Genomic DNA, 19,705 nt, shown 5'->3' on the forward strand with positions numbered 1-19,705 from the left:
GGACCCCCCCCTTCACGGGGCCGGTGTGGCGCCCCTATATCATTTCCACAAGTCGGGTGTGGTGGGGCGGCGTCATTTTACCGGCGGGGGGGGGGGGGGGGCCCGCCCCCCCCCCCCCACGCCGGGGCGTGACACGGGCCCGGATGGATACCCGTCACTCCATGGCCGAGCACCGTCCCTGCACCGCGCGCAACGAGACCCCGCTGCAACGCGCCGACCGCAACTTCGTCGAGCTGCTGCAGGAACTGCGCGTCACGCAGACGGGCGTACAGATCCTCTTCGCCTTCCTGCTGTCGCTGGCCTTCACCTCGCGCTTCGGGGACCTCGACACGGTCCAGCGCGTCACCTACGTCGTCACGCTGCTGCTGGCGGTCCTGGCCGCCGCTCTCTTCACGGCACCGGCCGCGCTGCACCGCTCCCTGTTCCAGCAGGGCGCCAAGCCCCGCATCGTGCAGGTCTCCTCCCGCCTGGCCACGACCGGCCTGAGCGTGCTGGTGTTCGCCTTCAGCGGCTCCGTGCTGCTGGTGGTCGACGTGACCACGGGCCGGTCCGGCGGGATCATCGCGGGCGTCGCGACTTTCCTGGTCTGCGTCGGCCTGTGGGGGGTGCTTCCGCGGCTGGTGCGACGGGCGGGACTGCGGGGGGAGGCGGACGGCTCCGGGGAGGAGCCGGAAGGGGGCGGCGTGGAGATCCCCGCGCCGATGCGGCGGACCGTGGGGCAGCCGTCGGGGCTTCGGGGAGCGCAAGCGCATCCAGAGACGTCGGCACGGCATCGGTGACGGCCGCGGGCTCCGGCGGGCCGAAAGGCGCGGAGCGGTCGTCGTAGCGGTGGGTGGGGCCCGGATGTAGGGCGCGCGGGCCGGGATGCGTCGAGGGCACCCGCCGGGAGGTCTTTCAGGTCTTGTCCTGCTGGGGGTCTCGTCCTGCCGGGGATCCTGGAGGCCGTGCCGTGACCGGTTACGGCTCCTGCTGGCCCGCCGTCGTCATCGGCTGGACCGGGACGGCCCACGGAAGCTCGATCGAGATGGTCTTGCCACCCTCACGAGTCGGGCGGATGCGCAGTCTGCCGCCGCACTCGGCGGTCAGCCAGCGGATGATGACCAGGCCCCGGCCGTTGTCCTGCTGGACGGCCGCGGGCAGGCGTCTGGGAAGACGCGGGTGGCTGTCCGTGACACCGATGCGCAGCCGTTCGTCGCGGTCCAGCTGGACGTCCACGGTGAAGGTGGGCGACTGGCCGAAGGTGTGCTGGACGGCGTTGGTGGCGAGTTCGGAGATGATGAGCCGGACGGTGTAGGACACCTCCGTGCCCTCCGGCAGGCCCCACTCCGCCAGCGTGCCCACCACATAGGCACGCGCGGCGGAGACCGAGGCGGGATCGCTCGGCAGAGTGACGGATGCTTCCAAATGGTCTGCCATGGCGACCTCGTCCCTTTCCCACGGGACCGCAGCCCGACACGGAGCGGATGGTTCGAGTACGGTCCCGGACTGGTGCTTCGTCGCCAGACTGCCACCAGAACACCCGTCAAGGCCGGGGATCCCCCAAGATATGCATATATCTGTCGCTCAAAGCGGTGAACTCTGCGACGCGAGACCGTATGTGGGTGGGTCCGAAGGAGTAAGGAGGAGCCCATGCAGCACGGTCCCGCGGTGCGCCGCCGAAAACTGGGCGCCGAACTGCGTGCGCTGCGCTCCTCGGCGGGGCTCACGAGCGGTGAGGCGGCCCGGCAGGTGGGCTGGCACCAGTCCAAGGTCAGCCGGATCGAGACGGGCACGAGCGGGGTGAAACCGGCCGACGTCCGGTTACTTCTCGACGCCTACGGGGTGGCGGACGCCCAGCTCCGCGAGCTGCTCATGGTGTTGGCGGGCTCCGACGACCACGACGGCCGGCACCACTGGTGGCACGCCTACCGCGGCGTGCTGCCGCCGACCTACCGGGATTTCATCAGCCTGGAGTCGCAGGCCGGCGCGATGCGCACGCTGGAGACCACCGTCGTCCCCGGCCTGCTCCAGACGCCCGAGTACGCGCGTGCGGTGACGCGGGCAGCGGTGGAGGGGCTCTCGGAGGAGAGGCTCGACACGCTGGTCGAGGTGCGTTTGGCCCGGCAGGACGTACTGCGCGCGGATCCCCCGCTGGAACTGAGCGCCGTCCTGGACGAGGCCGTGCTGCGGCGGGAGGTGGGCGGGCCGGGCGTCATGGCCCGTCAGCTGGAACGACTGGTCGAGGCGGCCCGGCTGCCCCAAGTGCGCCTCCAGGTACTGCCGTTCGCCGCCGGGGCGCACATCGGCGTCACCGGACCTTTCGTTATCTTGTCATTTTCGAACGCTTCTGATCTGGATGTGGTTGTTCTCGACCACTTGACGAGTAGCCTCTACCTCGAACGGAAAGAAGACCTCCAGGCCTACACGGAGGCCTTCAACGCCCTTCAGATCCACGCCCTTTCGCCCGAGGACTCGTTGGATTTCATCGCCGGGACAGCCACCGGCGCGTAAGGAGGCACCATGCGTGCACTGCCTCGTCACGTCCCCTCAAGCATCGAACTGAACGGCGTGCGGTGGTTGCGCAGCAGCTACAGCACCGGAGCGAACAACTGCGTCGAGACCGCCTGTCCGGCCACCCCGCCCTGGGCCGGGCTGCTGGCCGTGCGCGACTCCAAGGACCCGGCCGGACCCGCGCTGCTCTTCTCCGCGAGGAGCTGGGCGGCCTTCGCGGCCGGGGTGGACCGTATGTGACCGTGGCCGGTCAGACCTGGGTCGATCGGACCGTGGTCGATCGGACCGTCATCGTGCGACGCACGGCCGTGTCACGCCGACTCATGGCCGCGTCTCGCCGATCAGTCGTACAGCGCGTTCGATCTGCTGACCGGTCAGGTCCGCGCGTGCGGTCAGCCTGAGCCGTGAGATGCCGTCCGGCACGGAAGGGGGCCGGAAGCACCCCACGGCCAGGCCCGCCGCGCGGCACTGTGCCGCCCAGCGCACGGCGTCCTCGGGAGAGGCCGCCCGCACCGAGACCACCGCGGCGTCCGGACGTACCGCTTCCAGTCCCGCGGCGGTCAGGCGTGCGTGCAGTTCGCCCGCCACCGCGCGGGCTCGTGCCGCCCGCTCCGGCTCGCGGCGCAGCAGCCGCAGGGCCGAGAGCGCCGCCCCCGCCGCCGCGGGGGCCAGACCGGTGTCGAAGATGAACGTCCGGGCAGCGTTGATCAGGTGGTCGACGACCCGGGCCGGGCCGAGGACCGCCCCGCCCTGACTGCCCAGCGACTTGGACAGCGTGACCGTCGCGACGACGTCGTCCGCGCCCGCGAGCCCCACGGCGTGCGCGGCGCCGCGGCCGCCGTCGCCGAGGACACCCAGACCGTGGGCGTCGTCGACGACCAGCCCGGCGCCGTGCTCCCGGCAGGCCTCCGCCAGCGCGGTCAGGGGGGCGGCATCGCCGTCGACCGAGAAGACGGTGTCGGACACGGCGATCGCCGTGCCGTCGTGCGTCGCCAGCGCCTTCGCCACGGCGTCCGGTTCGGCGTGCGCCACCACCTGGGTGCTGCCGCGGGCCAGCCGGCAGCCGTCGATGAGCGAGGCGTGGTTGCCCGCGTCGGAGACGATCAGGGAGCCGTGCGGGGCCAGCGCGGTGACCGCCGCGAGGTTGGCGGCATAACCGGAAGAGAAGACGAGGGCCGCCTCGAACCCGCAGAAATCGGCCAGTTCCCGCTCGAGTTCGGTGTGCAGTTCGGTGGTGCCGGTGACGAGCCGGGAGCCGGTCGAGCCGCCGCCCCAGGTCCGCGCCGCCCGGGCGGCGCCCTCGGTGACCTCCGGATGGCGGGCCAGCCCGAGGTAGTCGTTGCTCGCCAGGTCCAGGAGCGGCGAATCGGCCGGACGGGGGCGCAGAGTCCGTACGAGTCCGGCGCGGGCGCGCAGCTCCGCCTGCTCGTCGATCCAGCCGAACGCCATGGGTGGTCCTCCGGGGAATTTGTAGGCAGTGCACAGACACTAGCGGGACCACCAGCAGGTCAGTGTGTGGCAATACCCACACCTCGAAGCGACTCTGTTGTGCGAACTCTCCTTTGCCCCGAGCACCTCCTTAGGACAGGATCGGCTTTCATGGACCTGCTGAACACGCTGGTGGACAAGGGGCTTCGGCGCGAGCTGCCGACCCGCGACGAGGCTCTGGCCGTCCTCGCGACGTCCGACGACGATCTGCTCGATGTGGTGGCCGCGGCCGGAAAGGTGCGTCGGCACTGGTTCGGCCGACGGGTGAAACTCAACTATCTCGTCAACCTCAAGTCCGGCCTGTGCCCCGAGGACTGCTCCTACTGTTCGCAGCGGCTCGGTTCGACGGCCGGGATCCTGAAGTACACCTGGCTGAAGCCCGACCAGGCGTCCGACGCGGCGGCGGCGGGTGTGGCCGGCGGGGCCAAGCGGGTGTGTCTCGTGGCGAGCGGGCGCGGCCCGACCGACCGGGACGTGGACCGGGTCTCCGAGACGATCAAGGCGATCAAGGACAACAACGAGGGCGTCGAGGTGTGCGCCTGCCTCGGACTGCTCTCGGACGGTCAGGCGGAGCGGCTGCGCGAGGCCGGGGCCGACGCCTACAACCACAACCTCAACACGTCCGAGGCGACGTACGGCGAGATCACCACCACGCACACCTACGAGGACCGGGTCGACACCGTGCAGAAGGCGCACGCGGCCGGTCTGTCCGCCTGCTCCGGGCTGATCGCGGGCATGGGCGAGACCGACGAGGACCTGGTGGACGTGGTCTTCTCGCTGCGTGAGCTGGACCCGGACTCGGTTCCGGTCAACTTCCTGATCCCCTTCGAGGGCACTCCGCTCGGCAAGGAGTGGAACCTGACGCCGCAGCGGTGCCTCCGGATCCTGGCGATGACGCGGTTCGTCTGCCCGGACGTCGAGGTGCGGATCGCGGGCGGGCGCGAGGTCCATCTGCGCACGATGCAGCCGCTCGCCCTGCACCTGGCCAACTCGATCTTCCTCGGCGACTACCTCACCAGTGAGGGCCAGGCCGGCAAGGCCGACCTGGAGATGATCGCGGACGCCGGGTTCGAGGTGGAGGGCACCGACCAGGTGACGCTGCCCGAGCACCGGGCCGCCGGCGGGTGCCACGACGGGGGCGGCGTGTGCGGCTCCGGCGGTGGGGCGTGCGGCTCCGATGCGGAACCGCAGACCGCCGACTCTTCCACGGCCGCCGAACCGCGCACCGACCTGGTCGCGGTGCGCCGCCGGGGCGCCGGGACGGACCTCGCGCCCAATGCCTGAGCTGACCGCCGCCGAGCTGCTGGAGCTCGACCGGCGGCACGTGTGGCACCCGTACGGCCCGATGCCCGGACGGCAGGAACCGCTCGTCGTGGAGTCGGCGAGCGGGGTACGGCTGCGGCTCGCCGACGGCTCGGGAGTGCCGGGCGGTGGCAAGGAGCCGAGCGGCCCGGGAGCGGCGGCCGGTCCGGGAGATCCGGCCGGTCCGCGCGAGCTGATCGACGGGATGTCGTCCTGGTGGTCGGCGATCCACGGCTACAACCACCCGGTGCTGAACGAGGCCGCCCGCGAGCAGCTCGGGCGGATGAGTCACGTGATGTTCGGCGGGCTCACCCACGAGCCCGCCGTACGGCTGGCGAAGCTCCTTGTCGACATGTCGCCCGAAGGCCTGGAGCACGTCTTCCTCGCCGACTCGGGGTCGGTGTCGGTCGAGGTCGCGGTCAAGATGTGCCTGCAGTACTGGCGTTCGCTGGGCCGCCCCGGCAAGCAGCGGCTGCTGACCTGGCGCGGTGGCTACCACGGCGACACCTGGCAGCCCATGTCGGTGTGCGATCCGGAGGGCGGGATGCACGACCTGTGGACCGGGGTGCTGCACCGTCAGGTGTTCGCCGACCCGCCCCCGGCGGAGTACGACGAGGCGTACGCCAAGCAGCTTCGGTCGCTGATCGAGCGGCACGCGGATGAGCTCGCCGCGGTGATCGTCGAGCCGGTGGTACAGGGCGCGGGCGGGATGCGGTTCCACTCCCCCGCCTATCTGCGGGTGCTGCGCGAGGCGTGCGACGCGCACGACGTGCTGCTCGTGTTCGACGAGATCGCGACCGGATTCGGGCGTACGGGTGCGCTGTTCGCGGCGGAGCACGCGGCCGTCACGCCCGACGTGATGTGCGTGGGCAAGGCGCTGACCGGCGGTTACCTGACGATGGCGGCGACGCTGTGCACCGCGCGGGTGGCCGACGGGATCTCGCGGGGCGAGGTGCCGGTGCTCGCGCACGGCCCGACGTTCATGGGCAATCCGCTGGCGGCCGCGGTGGCCTGCGCCTCGATCGAGCTGCTGCTCGGTCAGGACTGGCTGGCGGAGGTCAAGCGGATCGAGTCGGGGCTGCGGGACGGGCTCTCGGCCGCCTCGGACCTGCCGGGCGTGAAGGACGTACGGGTTCTCGGCGCCATCGGGGTCGTCCAGCTGGACCACGCCGTGGACATGGAGGCGGCGACGGCGGCGGCCGTGCGCGAGGGCGTGTGGCTGCGGCCGTTCCGCGATCTGATCTACACCATGCCGCCGTACGTGACGGGCGACGCGGACCTGGCGCGGATCGCGCGGGCCGTCTGCGCGGCGGCGCGGGAGGGATGACATGCCGGTACTGGTGATCACGGGCACGGGCACGGAGGTCGGCAAGACGGTCGTGACCGCCGCCCTCGCCGCGACGGCCCTGGCCGCCGGCCGCACGGTGGCCGTGCTGAAGGCGGCCCAGACGGGCGTGGGGCCGGACGAACACGGGGACGCCGCCGAGGTGGCGCGCCTCGCGGGCGCGGTGACGACGGCCGAACTCGCCCGCTTTCCCGAACCGCTGGCCCCGGCCACGGCGGCGCGCCGGGCCGGCCTGACCCCGGTCCATCCGCACGAGGTCGCGGAGGCCGCCGCCAAACTGGCCACCGAGCACGACCTGGTGCTGGTCGAGGGCGCCGGCGGACTGCTCGTCCGGTTCGACGCCGCCGGAGGGACCCTGGCGGACGCGGCGCGGCTGCTGTCGGCGCCGGTGCTGGTGGTGGCGCCCGCGGGACTCGGCACCCTGAACGCGACGGAGCTGACGACGCGTGAACTGCGCTCCCGCGGGCTGGTACCGGCCGGGATCGTGATCGGGAGCTGGCCGACGGCCCCGGACCTCGCGGCACGCTGCAATCTCGCGGACCTGCCGGACGTGGCCGGAGCCCCGCTGCTGGGTTCCGTCCCGGCCGGATCGGGCGCCCTCTCCCCCACTGCCTTCCGGGCGGCCGCGCCGCACTGGCTGGCGCCCCGGCTGGACGGCTCGTGGGACGCGGAGGCGTTCCGGGTACGGGAGGCACCCGAGGCGTTCTGAGGGGCCGGACGGGCCGGCGGTGAAACCGACGCGGACGTGATCGCGTGGTGCACTACGAACGTGATCGCCTCTGAAGGGACCACCGTGCACACGAACACACCACACCCGTCCCGCCGTACGGCCCTCACGCTGGGCACGGCCGCCGCCTTCGCGCTCGGCGGCGGTACCGCCCACGCGTCACCCGGCACCGCCGGCGTCACCGCGCGGCTGCGGGAACTGGAGCGGGAGCACACCGCGCGGCTGGGCGTGTATGCCCGCAACCTGCGCACGGGCCGGGCGGTGGTGTACCGGGCCGACGAGCGCTTCCCGATGGCCTCGGTGTTCAAGACGCTCGCCGCCGCGGCCGTCCTGCGTGACCTCGACCGCGACGGCGAGTTCCTGGACCGGCGCGTCCACTACACCCAGGAGTACGTCACGAAGTCGGGCTACTCCCCCGTCACCGAGCGACACGTCGCGACCGGCATGACCGTCGGCGAACTGTGCGACGCCACCATCCGCTTCAGCGACAACACCGCGGGCAACCTGCTGCTGAAGGAGCTGGGCGGTCCGACCGCCGTGACACGGTTCTGCCGCTCGGTCGGCGACCGCGTCACCCGGCTGGACCGCTGGGAGCCCGAGCTCAACTCCGCGGAGCCGTGGCGCGTGACCGACACGACCTCCCCGCGCGCCATCGGCCTGACCTACGCCCGGCTGGTGCTCGGCGACGCGCTCGAGCCCCGGGACAGGGCCCGGCTCACGGACTGGCTGCTGCGCAACACCACGAGCGTGGAGAGGTTCCGCAAAGGTCTGCCGGCCGACTGGCTGCTCGCCGACAAGACGGGTGGCGGACGGTACGGCACCAACAACGACGTGGGCGTCACCTGGCCTCCGGACGGCCCGCCGGTCGTGCTGTCGGTCCTGACCACGCAGCCGGAGGAGGACGCCGCGGCCGACAACCCGCTGGTGGCCCGGACAGCCGCGCTGCTGGCGGCGGAGCTCGCCTAGCGGGCCGGCGAAACGACACCGGAGCCGCGTGGGCCCTGCTCACGACCCGCCGCCGCGTGGGCCCTGCCTCACGACCCGCCGCCGCCGCGTGGGCCCTGCTCACGACCCGCCGCCATGTAGCGCCTTCTCTTGGCCCGCCGCCATGTGGGCCCTGCGCCCGCGCGGGGCCGGATCCTCGCGTCCTCGCGCGGTGGGCCGCAGGGGTGCGGCGGGCCCGGACGGGGGAGAATCCCCCCGACGCATAAGGCCGGCCTCGTCAGGGAGGTTCCCCATGCCGCTGCGCTCCGGCAAGGTGCCACGGGACGCCGTGCACCATCCGCTGTTCGCCCGCTGCTACGCGAGGATCAGTGTGGCCGCCGAGACCCGGATGGGCATGGGCCGGATACGCGGGAGACTGCTCGACGGGCTGTCCGGGCGGGTGATCGAGATCGGCGCGGGCAACGGGCTGAACTTCGCGCACTACCCGGGCACCGTCGCGGAGGTCGTGGCCATCGAACCGGAGCGGCGGCTGAGGCACCTGGCCGTGGAGGCCGCGCTGCGCGCCGAGGTGCCGGTGGACGTGGTGCCGGGCGTGGCCGAGGCGCTGCCGGTCAAGAGCGAGGGCTTCGACGCCGCCGTCGTGTCCCTGGTGCTGTGCAGTGTGCGGGACGTGCCCCGGGCGCTCGGGGAGCTGCGGCGGGTGCTGCGGCCGGGCGGCGAGGTGCGGTTCTTCGAGCACGGCCGGGGCGGCGGCCGGGCGATGACCCTCGCGCAGCATGCATTGGACCGGACGGTGTGGCCGGTGCTGAGCGGGGGCTGCCATGTCGCGCGGGAGCCGGTGCGGGCGCTGCGGGAGGCCGGGTTCGAACTCGGGCCCTACCGGCAGGTGCTCATGCCGGAGGAGGGGCCGAGGCTGCCGAGTTCGTACTGCGTGCTCGGCACGGCGTGGCGCCCGGCCGACGGGTAGTCACCGGGTCCACCGGCGCGGCTCCCGCTCGATGTCCCGTACGGACGCCTCGCCGCTCTCGACCATCCGGGCGAGGTCGCGGACCCGCTCGGGGGCGGCGCGGGCGGTGGTGTCGTCGACGCGCACGTTCAGCCGGGTCTTCGCCCTCCCTCGAAGCCGGCGCGGAGGGTGCCGGCACCGGCAAGCCGAGTCCGACCCGCGGAGGATACCGAGTGTGGGCCGGGTCACATTACCCTCGGGCAGGGTCGGGATACTGACATCCAGCCAGAGGAGGCGGCCTTGTCCACACCTGCTGCGGAGCACGCTCCCGGCCTCGCACCGGCCGACGGGATCGCGGCCCGCGCCCGCGGCCTCACCAAGGCGTACGGCGCGGGCGAGACGGCCGTGCTCGCGCTCGACTCGGTGGACGTGGACGTCGTCCGGGGCCGGTTCACCGCGGTGATGGGCCCGTCGGGTTCGGGGAAGTCCACCCTGATGCACTGCCTGGCGGGGCTCGACACCGTCTCGGCCGGTCAGGTGTGGCTCGGCGACACGGAGATCACCGGGTTGCGGGAGCGCGAGCTGACGCGGCTGCGCCGAGACCGGATCGGGTTCATGTTCCAGTCGTTCAACCTCATCCCGACCCTGAACGCGCTGGAGAACATCACCCTGCCGATGGACATCGCGGGCCGGAAGCCCGACACGACGTGGCTGGACCAGGTCATCGACACCCTGGGCCTGCGGGACCGGCTCGGGCACCGGCCCTCGCAGCTCTCCGGCGGGCAGCAGCAGCGCGTGGCCTGCGCGCGGGCGCTGGCCTCCCGGCCCGAGCTGATCTTCGCGGACGAACCGACCGGCAACCTCGACTCGCGGGCCGGTCTGGAGGTCCTCGGTTTCCTGCGCGAGGCGGTGGACCAGCTCGGGCAGACCGTCGTCATGGTCACCCACGACCCCGGCGCCGCCGCCCACTCGGACCTGGTGCTCTTCCTCGGGGACGGCCGGATCGTCGACGAGATGCGGCGCCCCACCGCCGAGGCGGTCCTGGAGCGGATGAAGAGGTTCGACGTGATCCGTACCCGCCCCGGCGACAGCGGCGCCCCGGCCTCGCCAGAGGAGAACTGAGCCCGTGCTCAAGGCGACCCTGCGAAGCTTCCTGGCGCACAAGGGGCGGCTGTTGCTCTCCGCGCTCGCCGTCGTGCTGTCCGTCGCGTTCGTCACCGGGAGCCTGATCTTCTCGGACACCGTCAGCCGCACCTTCGACCGGCTGTTCGCGTCCACCGCAGCGGACGTCACGGTCAGTCCGAAGGAGGAACTCGACGAGGCGGTGCCCTCCGGCCGCACGGCCACCCTGCCCGCCGCGCTCGCCACACGGGTCCGGCAGGTCGACGGGGTCGCGGCGGCCCGCGCCGACGTGAAGGTGAACGGCCTCACGGTCGTCAACGAGGACAACGAACCGGTGGGCCCGACCACCGGGGCGCCGACGATCGGCAACGCCTGGAACCCGAACGAGCGCAGCCCCGTGCGGCTGGACTCGGGCCACGCCCCGCGCGGACCCGGCCAGGCGTTGCTCGACGCGGAGACCGCCGGCCGCAAGGACGTGCGCGTCGGCGACACCCTCACCGTGATCGCGCCCCCGGGCTCGTTCAGGGTCCGGGTGGTCGGCATCGTCACGTTCAGGACGACGAATCCCGGCTCCGCGCTGCTCTACTTCGACCCGCCCACGGCACAGGCGAAGCTGCTCGGCCGGCCGGGTACGGCGACCGGCATCTCGGTCGACGCGGCCCGGGGCGTCGGCGACGACCAGCTCAAACGGCGGGTCGCCGGGGCGCTCGGCTCGCACACCTACGACTTCAGGACGGCCGGCGAACAGGCCGAGTCGGACGTCGAGCAGCTGGGCGGGTTCCTCGACGTCATCAAGTACGTGATGCTCGGCTTCGCCGGGGTCGCCGTGCTGGTCGGTGTGTTCCTGATCGTCAACACCTTCTCCATGCTCATCGCCCAGCGCACCCGTGAGCTGGGCCTGCTGCGCGCGCTGGGCGCCGAGCGGCGCCAGGTCCGGGCGTCGGTGCTCACCGAAGCCCTGCTGCTCGGGCTGATCGGCTCCACCCTGGGGCTCGCCGCGGGCATCGCTCTGGCGGCCGGGCTGATCGGGCTGATGGGCCTGCTGGGCATGAACATCGACGCCGGCGAGATGGCGATCGGCTGGGTGACCCCGGTGGCCGCGTACGTCGTCGGGCTCGGCGTCACCTTCGTCGCCGCGTACCTTCCGGCCCGGCGGGCCGCGGGCGTCTCCCCGATGGCCGCCCTCTCGGACGCCGAGGTCGCCGGGGTGGGCCGGCCGTTGCGGATGCGCGCGGTGGCGGGCGCGGTCGTCGGGGCGGCCGGTGCGGCGGCGCTCGCGGGCTGCGCGGTGTCGCAGCAGACGTCGTCGGCGGCTTCCCTGCTGGGACTCGGGGTGGCGCTCACCCTGATCGCGACGGTGATCGCCGGGCCGCTGCTGGTGCGCCCGGTGATCCGGGTGCTCGGCGCGGCCTTCCCCGCCCTGTTCGGCTCGATCGGCCGGATGAGCCAGCGCAACGCCCTGCGCAACCCCCGCCGCACCGGAGCCACCGCGGCGGCTCTGATGGTGGGGATCGCGCTGGTCGGCGGGATGTCGGTGGCGAGCGAGTCGATGACCGCCTCGTTCGACCGGCAGATCGACAAGACGCTCGGCGCCGACTTCGTCGTCCAGAACAGCAACTTCCAGACGTTCCCGCGGGAGGTCACCGACAAGGTGCGCCGCACCGCCGGCGTGGGCCTGGTCGTACGCGGGCGGTTCACACCGGTCGCGGTGCGTCTCCCCGACGGCGACCGCGTGGAGACCACGGCCGCGGGCTACGGTCCGCGGCTCGACGAGGTCGCCAACATCACGTACACCCAGGGCGACTCGGCGGCCGCGCTCGCGAGCGGGCACCTGGCCATGGACCGGGACTTCGCGCGCGACCACGACGTCCGCGTGGGCAGCACCCTCCCCGTGGAGTTCCCGGGCGGACGCTCGGCCCGGCTGACGGTCGGCGCGCTCACCGACCAGGACGCCGCCGAGGGATTCGGCACCCAGGGCGGGCTGTTCTTCGGCCTGGGCACCCTGGAGCGGTACGCGCCGGGCGGACAGGACTCCGCGCTGTACGTCAACGCCGCCGCCGGCACGAGCGACGACGCCCTGCGCGCGGCCCTGGAGAAGACCCTCGACCCGTATCCGCAGGTGCAGGTGCGGGACATGGCCGACTACAAGCGGCTGGTCCACGACCAGATCGCCGTCCTGCTGTACCTCGTGTACGCGCTGCTCGGGCTGGCGATCATCATCGCGGTGCTGGGCGTGGTCAACACCCTCGCCCTGTCGGTCGTCGAGCGCACCCGGGAGATCGGCCTGCTGCGGGCGATCGGGCTGGCCCGGCGCCAGCTGCGGCGGATGATCCGGCTGGAGTCGGTGGTGATCGCGGTGTTCGGCGCCGTCCTCGGGCTCGCGCTCGGGCTGGTGTGGGGCGTGTGCATGCATCAGGTGCTCGCGCTCCAGGGCATGACGGCCCTCGCGATCCCGTGGCTCACGATCGCCCTGGTGGTGGTCGGCTCGGCGGTGGTCGGTGTCGTGGCGGCGCTGCTGCCGGCCTTGCGCGCCTCCCGGATGAACGTCCTGGCGGCCATCGCGCACGAGTGACGTCCGGATGGTGAAACGGTCTGACGCGGGTGGGCGCGAGTGCTGTGATCATGCGATGACCGATGTGCGCATCCGGGCCGCGACGCCCGAGGACCTCGACGCCGTGCTGGCCTTCTGGAAGGTGGCCGCCGAGGGCAGGAGCATCAGTGACGACCGCGGCGGGGTGGAGCGGCTGGTGGAGCGCGACCCGGGGGCGCTGATCCTGGCCGAAGTGTGCGGTGAACTGGCCGGCACGGTGATCGCCGGGTTCGACGGCTGGCGCTGCCACCTGTACCGGCTGGCCGTGCACCCGGACCGGCGCCGCCGGGGCATCGCGACCGCGCTCCTCGCCGCCGCGGAGGAGCGGTTCGTACGGCTCGGCGGACGCCGCGCGGACGCGATGGTGCTCACGCGCAACGAGACCGCGCACCGGACGTGGGGAGCGGCGGGTTACGGGGCAGAGGAGCAGTGGCGACGCTGGGTGAAGCCGCTCACCGGGTAGGCGCGGCCACGAGGTGGTGGCCGCACCCGCAAGAGGACTTTACCCATCCTTTACTCTTGAATGGCCACTCGGTCCGGCATGAAAGGTTGTGAGCCTCCGCCCATGGGCGAGCCTCCCCGTGCGCGACATCGCGCGTTCCGCCCCGTCCTGGAGAACCATGGACCGGGGGTGAACCGATGACCGAAGTGCTCCTCCTCCTGGCGGCGATCGCCCTCTCGCTCGCCTGCGGTGCCTTCGTCGCGGCCGAGTTCTCCCTCACCACGGTCGAGCGCGCCGAGCTGGAGCGGGCCGCTGAGCGCGGCGAGCGGGGTGCGCAGGGAGCACTGAAGGCCGTACGGAACCTGACGTTCCAGCTCTCCGGGGCGCAGCTCGGCATCACCGTGACGAACCTGGTGGTCGGCATGCTCGCCGAGCCGTCGATCGCCGCCCTGATCGCGGGGCCGCTGGAGGACCTCGGCGTCTCGCGCTCGGCGTCGCACAGCGTCGCGCTGGTGATCGGCACCGCCCTGTCCACGGTGTTCCTGATGGTCGTCGGCGAGCTGGTGCCCAAGAACTGGGCGATCTCCTCGCCCCTGACGGTCGCCAAGACGGTGGGCAACGCGCAGCGCTGGTTCAGCGCCGCGTTCCGGCCCTTCATCACGCACCTGAACAACACGGCGAACCGGGTGGTGCGCCGGATCGGTGTCGAGCCTGCCGAGGAACTCGCCTCGGCGCGCGGGCCGCAGGAGCTGGCCGCCCTCGCCCGGCACTCCGCCAAGGAGGGCGCCCTGGAGGCGGACACCGCCGAGTTGTTCGTGCGGACCCTGAACCTCGCCGACCTGACGGCGGAGAACGTCATGACGCCCCGGGTGCAGGTCGTCGCGCTGGAGGTGCAGGCGACCCTGGAGGACGTGGCGAACGCGACCCGGGCGACGGGTCTGTCCCGGTTCCCGGTCTACCGCGGCACCCTCGACTCGGTCGTCGGCACGGCGCACGTGAAGGACGTGCTGGCGGTGCCCGCCGAGCGCCGGACCCGGATCCACGTCTCGGAGCTGATGCGCGAACCCCTGCTGGTCCCGGAGACGCTCACCGTCGACCGGCTCCTGGACCGGCTCTCCGGCAAGCGCACGATGGCCGTCGTGATCGACGAGTACGGCGGCACGGCGGGCGTGGCCACGCTGGAGGACATCGTCGAGGAGGTCGTCGGCGACGTGCGCGACGAGCACGACCCGCACGAGACGCCCGACCTGGCCGCGGCCGGCACCGACGAGTCCGGGCACGCGCTGTACTCGGCCGACGGCTCCGCGCGCGTGGACCACCTGGAACGGATCGGGCTGCGCGCGCCGGAAGGGCCCTACGAGACGCTCGCCGGGCTGGTGGCGTCGGTGCTCGGCCGGATACCGGCCGCCGGGGACACCCTGGAGGTCAACGGCTGGCACCTTGAGGTGCTGGACGCGACGGGGCGCCGGGCCGCCCGCGTCCGGCTTCGCGCCCCCCTCGACGACGAAAAGCCCGACGAGAAGGGGGTGGAGCTGTGACCGCCGTCCAGCTGCTGATCGGACTGGCGACGCTGGTCGTCAACGCCTTCTTCGTGGGTGCCGAGTTCGCACTGATCTCCGTGCGCCGCAGCCAGATCGAGCCCTACGCCGACCAGGGCGACCGGCGCGCCAAGAGCGTGCTGTGGGGCCTGGAGCACGTGTCCGCGCTGATGGCGGCCGCCCAGCTCGGCATCACGCTGTGCACGCTGGTGCTGGGCGTGGTGGCCGAGCCCGCGATCGCGCACCTGCTGGAGCCGGTGTTCCACGCGGTGGGCGTGTCCGAGGGCGCGGGACACGCGGTGTCCTTCGTGATCGCGCTGTCGCTGGCGACCTATCTGCACATGCTGCTCGGCGAGATGGTGCCGAAGAACATCGCGCTCGCCGAGCCGGTGCGCAGCGCGCTGGCGCTCGGACCGCCCCTGGTGGCGCTGTCCCGCGCCCTGCGCCCGGTGATCTTCACGGTGAACGCGTTCGCCAACGCCCTGCTGAAGCTGCTGCGGGTGGAGGCCCGGGAGGAGGTCGCCGCCTCCTACTCGGACGCCGAGATAGCGCAGATCGTGAAGGACTCCAGCGAGGCCGGCCTGATCGACGAGCGCGCCCAGGAACGCCTGCGTGACGCGTTGGAGCTGGGCCGCCGCCCGGTGCGGGACGTGGTGCTGCCGCTGGAGCGCGTGGTGTACGCGAGTGTGGGGGTGACCCCGGAGGAGCTGGAGCGGCTGTCGGCGGAGTCCGGGTTCTCGCGCTTCCCGGTGGTGGACGAGGGGCGGCGGATCGTCGGCTACCTGCATGTGAAGGACGCCCTGGACGCCGCCGGGCGCACCACGCCGTTCCGGCTGCGGGACATGCGCCCCATCGCCCGTGTGCGGGAACACACACCCCTCGACGACGTCCTCACGGCGATGCGGGGCAGCCGCACCCACCTCGCGGCCGTCCTCGGGGCGGACGGGCGGCTGGCCGGGCTCGTGACCATGGAGGACGTCCTGCGGGAGCTGTTCGGCCAGCGGGCCTGAGGAACAGGTCCGGCAGGGAGCGGGAGCAGGTCGGTCAGGCGTCCGGGACCCCTCCGACGGGACCGACCGACTGATGGGTATGTGCACGGGATACCATTTCCGTCGCCATGCAGACGAATCCCACGTACAGCAGCCTGGTCGCCCTCGGCGACTCCTTCACCGAAGGCATGTCGGACCTGATGCCCGACGGCACCTACCGGGGCTGGGCCGACCTGCTCGCCGCACGGATGGCGGCCCGTACGCCCGGCTTCCGGTACGCCAACCTCGCGGTGCGCGGCAAGCTGATCCAGCAGATCGTCGACGAACAGGTCGACGTCGCGGCGGCCATGGGCGCCGACGTGATCACCCTGGTCGGCGGGCTCAACGACACGCTGCGGCCCAAGTGCGACATGGGCCGGGTCCGCGCGCTGCTCACGGAGGCCGTGGAGAAGCTGGCCCCCGCCTGCCGGCAGCTCGTCCTGATGCGCAGCCCGGGCCGTCAGGGCCCCGTCCTGGAGCGTTTCCGGCCGCGCATGGAGGAGCTGTTCGCCTGCGTCGACGAGCTGGCCGCCCGGCACGGCGCGATCGTCGTCGACCTGTACGGCGCGCCCTCCCTGAGCGACCCGCGGATGTGGGACGTGGACCGGCTGCATCTGACGGCCGAAGGCCACCGCAGGGTCGCCGAGGCGGTCTGGCAGACGCTGGGCCACGACCCGGAGGACGCCGAGTGGCGCACGCCGATGCCGGCGACGCTGCCGCCGGGCTGGATGACGCGGCGGGTGGCGGACGCGCGGTTCGCCCGGCAGCACCTGCTGCCGTGGATAGGCCGCCGCCTGACGGGCCGCTCCTCGGGCGACGGACTGCCCCCGAAGCGGCCGGACCTGCTGCCGTACGAGGACCCGGCGTAGCCGCAGGTGGACGCGCCCGCGGTGCTCTCGTAGGTTCCGACGAAGACACCCGCGGCGCTGGCCTGCACGAATCGCCAGTAGAATCCGTCCACGTGACTTCCGCTCCCGCCAAGCCCCGCATCCCGAACGTCCTCGCCGGACGCTACGCCTCCGCCGAGCTCGCCACGCTCTGGTCGCCCGAGCAGAAGGTGAAGCTGGAGCGGCAGCTCTGGCTCGCCGTGCTGCGGGCCCAGAAGGACCTCGGCATCGAGGTGCCGGACGCGGCGCTCGCCGACTACGAGCGCGTCCTCGACACCGTCGACCTGGCCTCCATCGCCGAGCGCGAGAAGGTCACGCGGCACGACGTCAAGGCGCGGATCGAGGAGTTCAACGCTCTCGCCGGGCACGAGCACGTGCACAAGGGCATGACCTCCCGCGACCTCACCGAGAACGTCGAGCAGTTGCAGATCCGTCTGTCGCTGGAGCTGGTGCGCGACCGCACGGTCGCCGTCCTGGCCCGGCTCGGCAAGCTGTCCGGCGAGTACGGCGAGCTGGTCATGGCCGGCCGCTCGCACAACGTCGCCGCCCAGGCCACCACCCTCGGCAAGCGCTTCGCCACCGCCACCGACGAGCTGCTCGTCGCGTTCGGCCGGATCGAGGAGCTGCTGGGCCGTTACCCGCTGCGCGGCATCAAGGGCCCGGTCGGCACCGCGCAGGACATGCTGGACCTGCTGGGCGGGGACGCGGCGAAGCTCGCGGACCTGGAGCAGCGGATCGCCACCCACCTGGGCTTCTCGCAGGCGTTCACCTCGGTCGGCCAGGTCTACCCGCGCTCCCTGGACTACGAGGTCGTCACCGCGCTGGTGCAGCTGGCGGCGGCCCCGTCGTCGCTGGCCAAGACGATCCGGCTGATGGCCGGGCACGAGCTGGTCACCGAGGGCTTCAAGCCCGGCCAGGTCGGCTCCTCGGCGATGCCGCACAAGATGAACACCCGCTCCTGCGAGCGCGTCAACGGCCTCATGGTCATCCTGCGCGGCTACGCCTCGATGACCGGCGAGCTGGCGGGCGACCAGTGGAACGAGGGCGACGTCTCCTGCTCGGTGGTGCGCCGGGTCGCGCTGCCGGACGCGTTCTTCGCGCTGGACGGTCTGCTGGAGACCTTCCTGACGGTGCTCGACGAGTTCGGCGCGTTCCCGGCGGTCGTCGCCCGTGAGCTCGACCGCTACCTGCCGTTCCTCGCCACCACCAAGGTCCTCATGGGCTCGGTGCGGGCGGGTGTCGGCCGGGAGCTCGCGCACGATGCGATCAAGGAGAACGCCGTCGCCTCCGCGCTCGCCATGCGCGAACAGGGCGCCGAGCGCAACGAGCTGCTCGACAAGCTGGCCGCCGACACCCGCATCCCGCTGGACCGGGACCAGCTCGACGCGCTGATGGCCGACAAGCTGTCCTTCACCGGCGCCGCGGGCGACCAGGTCGCCGCCGTCGTCGCCCGGGTCGAGGAGATCGTCAAGCAGCACCCCGAGGCCGCGGGCTACACGCCCGGCGCGATCCTCTGACGCGCCTTCCCTGGTGGTGCGTTTCACGCCCGAGGAGCTGGAGGCCGCCCGCGACCGCGTCGTGCCCGACGTGGTCGCGGAGGGTCTGCACGTCCTGTTCTGCGGCATCAACCCCGGCCTGATGACGGCCGCCACGGGCCATCACTTCGCCCGGCCGGGCAACCGCTTCTGGCCGGCGCTGCACCGGTCCGGGTTCACGCCGCGCCTGCTGAAACCGTCCGAGCAGCAGGAGCTGCTGTCGTACGGGCTCGGCATCACCAATGTCGTCGGGCGGGCCTCCGCCCGGGCCGACGAGCTGAGCGCCGAGGAGTACCGGGAGGGCGGGCGGCTGCTCACGGCGAAGGTGGAACGGCTGCGGCCGCGCTGGCTGGCCGTGGTCGGCGTGACCGCGTACCGCGCCGCCTTCGACGACCGCAAGGCGCGGGTGGGGCCACAGGCGCGGACGATCGGTGACACCCGCGTGTGGGTGCTGCCCAATCCGAGCGGGCTGAACGCGCACTGGACGATCGAGACGATGGCCGAGGAGTTCGCCCGGCTGCGGGAAGCCGCCGAAGGCTGATCGCCCACGGCGGCGCCCCTCCCCGGCGTGCGCCGGCCGGCCCTCCTTCAGGCGTCCGCGCGGCGCACCCTCCAGGCTCCCGCCAGGAGTGCGGCGGCCGACCACAGCGCGGTCACCGCGAGCCCCGACCACGGTCCGAGGGTGCCGTCGTACGTCTCCCGGAGGACCAACTGGCCTGCCTTGTCGGGCAGGAAGTCGGCGACGGTGCCCGTCGCGTCGCCGATCACGAACGACACGACGAGGATGAACGGCACCAGCAGCGAGAGGGTCGCCACGCCGCTGCGGAGCAGGGCGGCGATCCCCGCGGCGAACAGGGCCATCAGCATCAGGTAGACACCGCAGCCCACGACCCCGCGCACCTGCTCACCGGCGCTCAGCCCGTCGGCCGCCGCGCCGAGCCCCGCCCGCCCCACGAGGAGGGCGGCGAAGGCCGTCACCAGCCCCGCCAGCAGCGCCGGCACGGCGATGACGGCCGCCTTCGCCGCGAACCACCGGCCACGCCGCGGCACCGCGGCCAGGGAGAGCCGCAACCCGCCCCGGTGGAACTCCGACGACACGGCCATGGCCCCGAAGGTGACGGCCGCGATCTGGCCGGGAATCACGCCGGACAGGGCCGTGAACAGCGGATCGAACCCCGGGTCGGACACATCGGAGGCGGAGGCTCCGGCGAGCGCTGAGAACGCCGTGGTCGCCGCGAACAGCGCCAGCAGCGCCCCGGCAGCGAGCGCAGCGTGCGGACCTTCAGCCACTCGGAGCGCAGTACGGGTGTGACTTCCATC

Annotated in this window: 18 protein-coding genes and 2 pseudogenes; 16 read left to right on the forward strand and 4 right to left on the reverse strand. The window is 72.7% G+C overall.

From position 1 onward, the window contains the following. Positions 1-161: 161 nt before the first annotated feature. Positions 162-779: a DUF6328 family protein gene (locus tag ACFZDI_RS15785; RefSeq protein ID WP_391250918.1), complete on the forward strand. Its 618-nt coding sequence runs from the start codon at positions 162-164 to the stop codon at positions 777-779. Positions 780-957: 178 nt separating this feature from the next. Here ACFZDI_RS15785 and ACFZDI_RS15790 read toward each other — a convergent pair whose 3' ends face one another. Then, complete coding sequence (locus tag ACFZDI_RS15790) at positions 958-1,416, reverse strand: ATP-binding protein (protein ID WP_391250920.1); 459 nt, start codon at positions 1,414-1,416, stop codon at positions 958-960. 213 nt (positions 1,417-1,629) lie between these two features. On the opposite strand from ACFZDI_RS15790, the gene ACFZDI_RS15795 reads away from it, so the two are divergent. Continuing rightward, positions 1,630-2,490: a helix-turn-helix transcriptional regulator gene (locus tag ACFZDI_RS15795; protein ID WP_234749394.1), complete on the forward strand. Its 861-nt coding sequence runs from the start codon at positions 1,630-1,632 to the stop codon at positions 2,488-2,490. A 9-nt stretch (positions 2,491-2,499) separates the two neighbouring features. After that, positions 2,500-2,730, forward strand: a complete 231-nt coding sequence (locus tag ACFZDI_RS15800; RefSeq protein ID WP_234749391.1) for a DUF397 domain-containing protein — start codon at positions 2,500-2,502, stop codon at positions 2,728-2,730. Positions 2,731-2,811: 81 nt separating this feature from the next. Here ACFZDI_RS15800 and ACFZDI_RS15805 read toward each other — a convergent pair whose 3' ends face one another. After that, a complete protein-coding gene (locus ACFZDI_RS15805) occupies positions 2,812-3,939 on the reverse strand; it encodes an aminotransferase class I/II-fold pyridoxal phosphate-dependent enzyme (protein WP_391250923.1) in 1,128 nt (375 codons plus the stop codon). Between the two features lie 150 nt (positions 3,940-4,089). Here ACFZDI_RS15805 and bioB point away from each other — a divergent pair, with 150 nt between their 5' ends. From bioB to ACFZDI_RS15830, 5 genes are all read left to right on the forward strand, one after another. Beyond that, on the forward strand, positions 4,090-5,262 hold the full coding sequence (gene bioB, locus ACFZDI_RS15810; RefSeq protein WP_234749387.1) for a biotin synthase BioB: 1,173 nt from the start codon (positions 4,090-4,092) through the stop codon (positions 5,260-5,262). After that, positions 5,255-6,607 carry an adenosylmethionine--8-amino-7-oxononanoate transaminase gene (locus tag ACFZDI_RS15815; RefSeq protein ID WP_391250926.1) on the forward strand — a complete coding sequence of 451 codons (1,353 nt, stop codon included), beginning with the start codon at positions 5,255-5,257 and terminating at the stop codon, positions 6,605-6,607. The genes bioB and ACFZDI_RS15815 overlap by 8 nt, the downstream gene beginning before the upstream one ends. A 1-nt stretch (position 6,608) precedes the next feature. Further along, positions 6,609-7,334 (forward strand): dethiobiotin synthase, encoded by a 726-nt coding sequence (gene bioD / locus ACFZDI_RS15820; protein WP_391250928.1) that lies wholly within the window; start codon positions 6,609-6,611, stop codon positions 7,332-7,334. 84 nt (positions 7,335-7,418) lie between these two features. Continuing rightward, positions 7,419-8,318, forward strand: a complete 900-nt coding sequence (gene bla, locus ACFZDI_RS15825; protein ID WP_391250930.1) for a class A beta-lactamase — start codon at positions 7,419-7,421, stop codon at positions 8,316-8,318. Between the two features lie 271 nt (positions 8,319-8,589). Further along, positions 8,590-9,264 carry a methyltransferase domain-containing protein gene (locus ACFZDI_RS15830; RefSeq protein ID WP_391250932.1) on the forward strand — a complete coding sequence of 225 codons (675 nt, stop codon included), beginning with the start codon at positions 8,590-8,592 and terminating at the stop codon, positions 9,262-9,264. On the opposite strand, the pseudogene ACFZDI_RS15835 reads toward ACFZDI_RS15830, so the two are convergent. Further along, positions 9,265-9,360 (reverse strand): annotated as a pseudogene (locus ACFZDI_RS15835) (fic family toxin-antitoxin system, toxin component); the annotation flags it as partial. Positions 9,361-9,543: 183 nt separating this feature from the next. Here ACFZDI_RS15835 and ACFZDI_RS15840 point away from each other — a divergent pair. The 8 genes from ACFZDI_RS15840 to mug all read left to right on the forward strand — a co-directional run bounded on the left by ACFZDI_RS15840 (position 9,544) and on the right by mug (position 18,926). After that, complete coding sequence (locus ACFZDI_RS15840; RefSeq protein ID WP_234749373.1) at positions 9,544-10,365, forward strand: ABC transporter ATP-binding protein; 822 nt, start codon at positions 9,544-9,546, stop codon at positions 10,363-10,365. A gap of 4 nt (positions 10,366-10,369) precedes the next feature. After that, on the forward strand, positions 10,370-12,937 hold the full coding sequence (locus tag ACFZDI_RS15845) for an FtsX-like permease family protein (RefSeq protein ID WP_391250935.1): 2,568 nt from the start codon (positions 10,370-10,372) through the stop codon (positions 12,935-12,937). 55 nt (positions 12,938-12,992) lie between these two features. Further along, entirely contained in the window at positions 12,993-13,418 is a 426-nt protein-coding gene (locus tag ACFZDI_RS15850; protein WP_391250937.1) for a GNAT family N-acetyltransferase, read from the forward strand. A gap of 176 nt (positions 13,419-13,594) precedes the next feature. Then, positions 13,595-14,935, forward strand: coding sequence for a hemolysin family protein (locus ACFZDI_RS15855; RefSeq protein WP_234749367.1), 1,341 nt, complete (start codon positions 13,595-13,597; stop codon positions 14,933-14,935). After that, positions 14,932-15,945, forward strand: coding sequence for a hemolysin family protein (locus ACFZDI_RS15860; protein WP_234749365.1), 1,014 nt, complete (start codon positions 14,932-14,934; stop codon positions 15,943-15,945). Before ACFZDI_RS15855 ends, ACFZDI_RS15860 begins: the two co-directional genes overlap by 4 nt. Before the next feature lie 107 nt (positions 15,946-16,052). Continuing rightward, the gene (locus tag ACFZDI_RS15865) at positions 16,053-16,832 is read left to right on the forward strand and encodes an SGNH/GDSL hydrolase family protein (protein WP_234749362.1); all 780 of its coding nucleotides are present in this window, start codon (positions 16,053-16,055) and stop codon (positions 16,830-16,832) included. A 92-nt stretch (positions 16,833-16,924) separates the two neighbouring features. Next, positions 16,925-18,367: an adenylosuccinate lyase gene (purB, locus tag ACFZDI_RS15870; protein ID WP_391250940.1), complete on the forward strand. Its 1,443-nt coding sequence runs from the start codon at positions 16,925-16,927 to the stop codon at positions 18,365-18,367. Positions 18,368-18,380: 13 nt separating this feature from the next. Next, entirely contained in the window at positions 18,381-18,926 is a 546-nt protein-coding gene (gene mug / locus ACFZDI_RS15875) for a G/U mismatch-specific DNA glycosylase (RefSeq protein WP_234749357.1), read from the forward strand. A gap of 47 nt (positions 18,927-18,973) precedes the next feature. Here the strand turns inward: mug and ACFZDI_RS15880 are convergent. Further along, positions 18,974-19,704 (reverse strand): annotated as a pseudogene (locus tag ACFZDI_RS15880) (ABC transporter permease). Position 19,705 lies beyond the last annotated feature (1 nt).

Origin of the sequence: Streptomyces sp. NPDC007907 (genome assembly GCF_042959365.1) — a bacterium.
In the GTDB taxonomy this organism is placed as follows: Bacteria; Actinomycetota; Actinomycetes; order Streptomycetales; family Streptomycetaceae; genus Streptomyces; species Streptomyces indiaensis.